The organism is Aeromonas sp. QDB11 (assembly GCF_027705265.1).
Taxonomy (GTDB): domain Bacteria; phylum Pseudomonadota; class Gammaproteobacteria; order Enterobacterales; family Aeromonadaceae; genus Aeromonas; species Aeromonas allosaccharophila.
Map to the genome: position 1 here is coordinate 1 of NZ_JAPDBM010000117.1, position 5,062 is coordinate 5,062.

Below are 5,062 nucleotides of genomic sequence, written 5' to 3' on the forward strand. Positions count from 1 at the left end.
TCGTCATGCACGACAAGGGTGACTTCTATAGCGCGGAGCGTCTCGCTCTCGCCAGGGAAAGCCGAAGCCTCCATAAGGTCATTGAGCAATGCTCGCCGCGTCGTTTCATCAAGCTTTACGGCCACAGTAACCAACAAATCAATATCGCTGTATGGCTTCAGGCCGCCATCCACTGCGGAGCCGTACAAATGCACGGCCAGCAACGTTGATTCCAGATGGCGCTCAATGACGCTTAGCACCTCTGATAGTTGGTTCGAAATTTCGATGGTCACCGCTACCCTCATGATGTCTAACGTTGGAGCTTAGGGGCAGGCACAGGCGGCGCATAAAATGCGAAGCATGCGCCGACTGGGACTGTCCAGCGACCGCAGGGAGCGACCTTGAGCGACTTGTTAGCCACCAATGATGCCCTCACTTTCCATGATTTTGGTGGGAATGGATTTTCTTAGCGGCAACTTACTTTCGTTGTCTATATCCATGTTAAAGGCGAAAAAGTAAACCTCTGTCTCCTTCTCAACCCACCCAACCCACCATGCGACACCAGGATTTGACTCAGTTCCCACACCAGAAAAACCAGTTTTTGAATGCACTAGATATTCAGGTGCCGCCTCCGTTACCAAAGCCTCTTTTACTATTAGCTGGTTTTCTTTAGATGCTGACAATTTATTTAAATATAGAGACTCTAGAAACTCCACTTGATTAACTGCGGAAATTCTAAGCTGGCCTTCCAACCAGAATTTGTCAATGCCACCACTGATATTCTGGTTGCCATAGGAAAATTTTTTAAGGTATTTCTGCATTCTTACTTCGCCAACTTCTCTGGCGATTTGTTGAAATACGGGAACAGCTGAAACTTGTATTGCCCCTCTTAAGGTCAAGTCTCTTTCCCATTGCTTCATGGCTCTTGGCTTTCCGTCCCATTTGAAAACCTGATGCTCATTCTTTATGACACCAGTTTCTAGGCCGATAATTGCGTTGGGGATCTTAAATGTTGATGCTGGAAGATATTCCTTTGATGCACGAGCTAAGTCATTGGTAGCGCAGGATTTACTGCTACTTTTACAAAGCACGAAGACACCATTGACGGCTTCGGCAGAGAACTCTTTGTTCCAAGACGTATTTTCTGTAATTGAACCAGCTAATGCCGTACTCGAAAGACACGCGATAATTACATATGCGGCAAATGTTTTCATGGCACCTTCTTGGTGGCTAACGCCGAGTTCAGCGGCAGTTTTTAAGTTGTGATTTTGTGGATAATTTTTGCGTAGCAAAACCACAAAAGCGCGACTTAAAAACTGTCCAACGCAGGCGCGAAGCGCCGGAGTGATGCTGCAACGACTTGTTAACCTTTTTGCCAAATTTGATAAGTATAATTAATATTTGACGAATAGAATTGCTCAAATACCAAATTGAAATTAGAAGGTATTTTTGGAAATATTACATTGCCTTCTACCACCGTGTGAACAATAGATAAGTGGATAGTATCTGCCTTTTCAATAAGGCTATTATATATTTGACCACCGCCAGAAATATATAAATGCTCTGTTATATTGGGCAATTCATTTAATGCATTTTCAATGGACGAAAATACTAGTACATTTTCAGGATGAGGTGAAATTCCATTTTTTGAAATAACAGCATACTTTCTATTTGGAAGAATACCCATAGACTCAAACGTTTTTCTTCCAACAAGAAGCCACTGATTATATGTTAGCGCTTTAAATAGTAACTGCTCACCTTTCGCCGACCATGGAATTTCTGGACCATTACCAATAACGCCATTTTCTGACTGCGCTGCGATTAATGAAATTTTCAATTAAATTCCCGTAGTGGTTAACAATTTATTGTACGGAATCTATCCGTGATTTTGGGGTGGATCGGGTCGTCATAGTCTGGTGTGAGACTATGTACCGGAAGCTTGAAAATCCCGGATAAAGCCCGCTTTGGCAATGTTTTTGTACCGCATAGATTATGCAAAAATGCGGAAAGTTTCTTCATAGTCAGCAATGGGACTTGCTCGTGTATATACTGTTTATATATACATGTGGAGGTGACTCATGCGCAAGCCTCATTCGCCGTTTTTGGCAAGCATCTATGAGCAGATGTTGATGCTGCGTTACGCGATGGCAACCGTTGAAGCCTATCTGCACTGGATCAAGGCATTTATCCGTTTTTCCCGGATGAAGCATCCGGTCGAGCTGGGTGAGGCGGAGGTTCAGCAATTTTTGTCCTATCTGGTCACCGAGCGCCATGTGGCTGTCAAGACTCAGGCCCAGGCGTTGAATGCGCTGGTCTTCTTGTATCGCACTGTCTTGTTACGGCCTCTGCAGCTCGAGATGAAATTTACGCGCAGCCAGCGCCCTCCCAAACTGCCAACTGTTTTGACGCAAAGTGAAGTCCGAGCCTTGTTGCTGGCTATGCCAGTTCATCTTCGTCTCTTGGCGCAACTGATGTATGGCAGCGGACTCAGGCTGATGGAGGTGATGCGCCTGTGCGTGCAGGATATCGACTTCAACTACCTCTGCCTGATGGTCTGGAATGGCAAAGGGGGCAAGCACAGGCGTGTGACTCTGGCCTCGGAACTCATTCCGGCCCTGCGGGAGCAAATTGCCTACGTCCAGCGCTTTTATATGACGGACTGCTTAAACGACGCGTATGCCGGGGTGGCCTTGCCGACGGCATTGGCGCGCAAGTATCCGGCTGCCAGCAAAGAGCTGGGTTGGCACTACCTGTTTCCGGCATCCCATCTGAGTCGCGATCCTGTCGATGGGGCCTTGCGTCGACATCATCTGGATCCAACTACCCTGCAAAAAGCGGTTCGAGCCACGGCGCGTCAGCTACAGCTGGGAAAACCGGTCACCTGTCATACCTTGCGCCATTCCTTTGCCACCCATTTGCTGGCGCGGGGGGCGGATATTCGAACCGTGCAGGAGCAACTGGGCCATTCTGATGTTCGAACCACACAAATTTATACCCATGTGCTGCAAAACGGCGCCAATGGGGTACGTAGCCCTTTGTCTGATCTGTAATGGTTGGGGGGCGGGACGCTCGGTTTTTCAGAACGAGTGGCCTGACGCAGGCACGCTACCGCCCTTAGGTTACAGCTCCTAGAGGCTGACATCCGTTTCAGGTGGTGGCTTGTTACCCGGGCCAATTTCATCCTGATGGCCTGTTCTTTTCGTCAAACTATGCTACGGATTTCAGTTTCATATGGAAATAAATAATCGACGGGATTTGCAAAAATGTGCGATGGACCTTGGTGAGATGCGGGGTAGTTACTCTTTTTTCTTCATCAGTCAGTTCCTATGTTGCTGCCAATACTGCCGATAAACCTCATCTTGGGGGTTCTCAGCACGCCTCCAACAGCAAAAGATACAGTAGTACGTTACACACTGGTCAGGTTAATGCGATTAAGTGGTCAAACTCGATGCGACTGGATGGTCAAGCAAATGCGATTACGCAACTGGTGGCGGATGGTGCCGCCCGTGTCGTAGTCGCTGTCGGACAACTAGGCGGCTGGAGTCTGCTGGTGTGCTACGGTCTGGCCGCCCAGCGCAGCAAACAACTAAGAGTTTTTCGCAAGCTCGATACCTTGGTGCTCTACCTGCAGCAGATCGGGGTCAGCCGGTTCGAGGTTGATGCCAGTAGCTTCATGCTTGCACTACGACAGCGGTAACTTGTTACCTACGTCGAGACCCTCTATAATATAAATCAAAGGTTATATTTGGTGCGCTATGTGGACAGTAAAAACGACCTCTCTATTCGATGTCTGGTTTGATGAACAAGACGAGGCCACGCAGGAGAAGGTTTTGGCTGGGTTGCTTGCCTTGGCACAGGGCGGTCCATCAGTAGGGCGACCCTTAGTTGATACCATCAAGGGGTCTCGCTTTACGAACCTCAAAGAGCTGAGAGTTCAGCACCAGGGGGATCCGCTACGAGCGTTCTTTGCTTTTGACCCGTTGCGGCAAGCTATCGTGTTGTGTGCTGGAAATAAGGGCGGTAACGATAAGCGGTTTTACAAAGAGATGTTGCCGGTCGCTGAGGCGGAATACGCCAAGCACTTAACTGAGTTGGAGGTAGGGTAATGGGAAGAACACTGAATGAGATGCTGGCCTCCCGCTCGGTGGATAGTCAGCAGCGGATCCAGGAGATGGCTAACGAGCTGCTGCTGGAGGTACGCTTGCAAGCGCTGCGTGAAGAGTTGGAAGTGTCCCAGGTGGAGTTGGCCTCTGCCCTCGGGATCAGCCAACCGGCCGTTGTGGCGATGGAGCAGCGTGGGAATGATATCAAGCTATCCACCATGAAGCGTTACGTGGAAGCAATGGGTGGGAAGCTGCGTGTTGATGTTGAGCTTCCTACAGGGAGGCATGTCGGTTTCAACGTGTGACTGCTCCCCGCCGCTCGCGGCGAGGCTTCCCACTTCTTAGGCCTCTACCGTCGATATGACGGATTTATGCTGGCCTCCATGGGTAGAAACGACGAGTCCCGCCGCCTTTAATTCCAATATGCCTTGTTGCTGGATATTCATGGCCGCGTTGATGTCGCGGTCATGCTCTGCTCCACACGCCGGACATGCCCACTGCCGCTGGTGAAGGGGCATATCCGGCATCTTGTGGCCGCAATCGCTACACAGTTTCGAGCTGGCAAACCACTGGTCAAGTTTGATCAGGTGGCAACCCGCCGCTTGTGCCTTGTACTCCAGCTTCATGATAAAACCATGCCAGCCCGCATCGCCAATGGCGCGGGCCAGCTTGTGGTTTTGCATCATGTTCGCTGATTTCAATGTCTCCACACGAACTACCCCCACGTTTCTGATTAGAAAAAACTCTGTAAAGCACTGCTACGTGGGTTTTTAGTTACCGATTTCAGAGTTTTCCAGAAATGTAATGACAATGCCGAATTTTGATGTCATGCAGGGCCTTTTTTCCAGAAAACTGACTGAGTTTATCTACAAACCAGAGTCTTACTATCTCTTTAGTGCAGGGGGGCCCCCGGTGTCAGAATAGTTGTCGCCTAATCTGAATAATCTAAATGTGAAGACCGGGGGCGGATAAAGAGTGTC

At 49.1% G+C, this 5,062-nt stretch carries 8 protein-coding genes; 4 read left to right on the plus strand and 4 right to left on the minus strand.

The features are described from left to right. The 3 genes from OKC40_RS21665 to dfrA48 all read right to left on the minus strand — a co-directional run. On the minus strand, positions 1-284 hold a 284-nt coding region (locus OKC40_RS21665; RefSeq protein ID WP_191686687.1), incomplete at its 3' end, for a nucleotidyltransferase domain-containing protein. 108 nt (positions 285-392) lie between these two features. Continuing rightward, positions 393-1,193, minus strand: a complete 801-nt coding sequence (locus OKC40_RS21670; protein WP_000846390.1) for an oxacillin-hydrolyzing class D beta-lactamase OXA-10 — start codon at positions 1,191-1,193, stop codon at positions 393-395. Between the two features lie 149 nt (positions 1,194-1,342). After that, entirely contained in the window at positions 1,343-1,816 is a 474-nt protein-coding gene (dfrA48, locus tag OKC40_RS21675; RefSeq protein WP_173288987.1) for a trimethoprim-resistant dihydrofolate reductase DfrA48, read from the minus strand. 241 nt (positions 1,817-2,057) lie between these two features. Here dfrA48 and OKC40_RS21680 point away from each other — a divergent pair, with 241 nt between their 5' ends. From OKC40_RS21680 to OKC40_RS21695, 4 genes are all read left to right on the plus strand, one after another. Continuing rightward, entirely contained in the window at positions 2,058-3,029 is a 972-nt protein-coding gene (locus tag OKC40_RS21680) for an integron integrase (RefSeq protein WP_032482493.1), read from the plus strand. Between the two features lie 398 nt (positions 3,030-3,427). Further along, entirely contained in the window at positions 3,428-3,676 is a 249-nt protein-coding gene (locus OKC40_RS21685) for a hypothetical protein (RefSeq protein WP_270796963.1), read from the plus strand. Between the two features lie 58 nt (positions 3,677-3,734). Further along, positions 3,735-4,085 (plus strand): type II toxin-antitoxin system RelE/ParE family toxin, encoded by a 351-nt coding sequence (locus tag OKC40_RS21690; protein WP_024943279.1) that lies wholly within the window; start codon positions 3,735-3,737, stop codon positions 4,083-4,085. Further along, positions 4,085-4,387, plus strand: coding sequence for a helix-turn-helix domain-containing protein (locus OKC40_RS21695; RefSeq protein WP_024943280.1), 303 nt, complete (start codon positions 4,085-4,087; stop codon positions 4,385-4,387). Before OKC40_RS21690 ends, OKC40_RS21695 begins: the two co-directional genes overlap by 1 nt. 36 nt (positions 4,388-4,423) lie before the next feature. On the opposite strand, the gene OKC40_RS21700 is transcribed toward OKC40_RS21695, so the two are convergent. Next, positions 4,424-4,807 carry an RNA-guided endonuclease InsQ/TnpB family protein gene (locus tag OKC40_RS21700; RefSeq protein WP_270796964.1) on the minus strand — a complete coding sequence of 128 codons (384 nt, stop codon included), beginning with the start codon at positions 4,805-4,807 and terminating at the stop codon, positions 4,424-4,426. Positions 4,808-5,062: the final 255 nt, after the last annotated feature.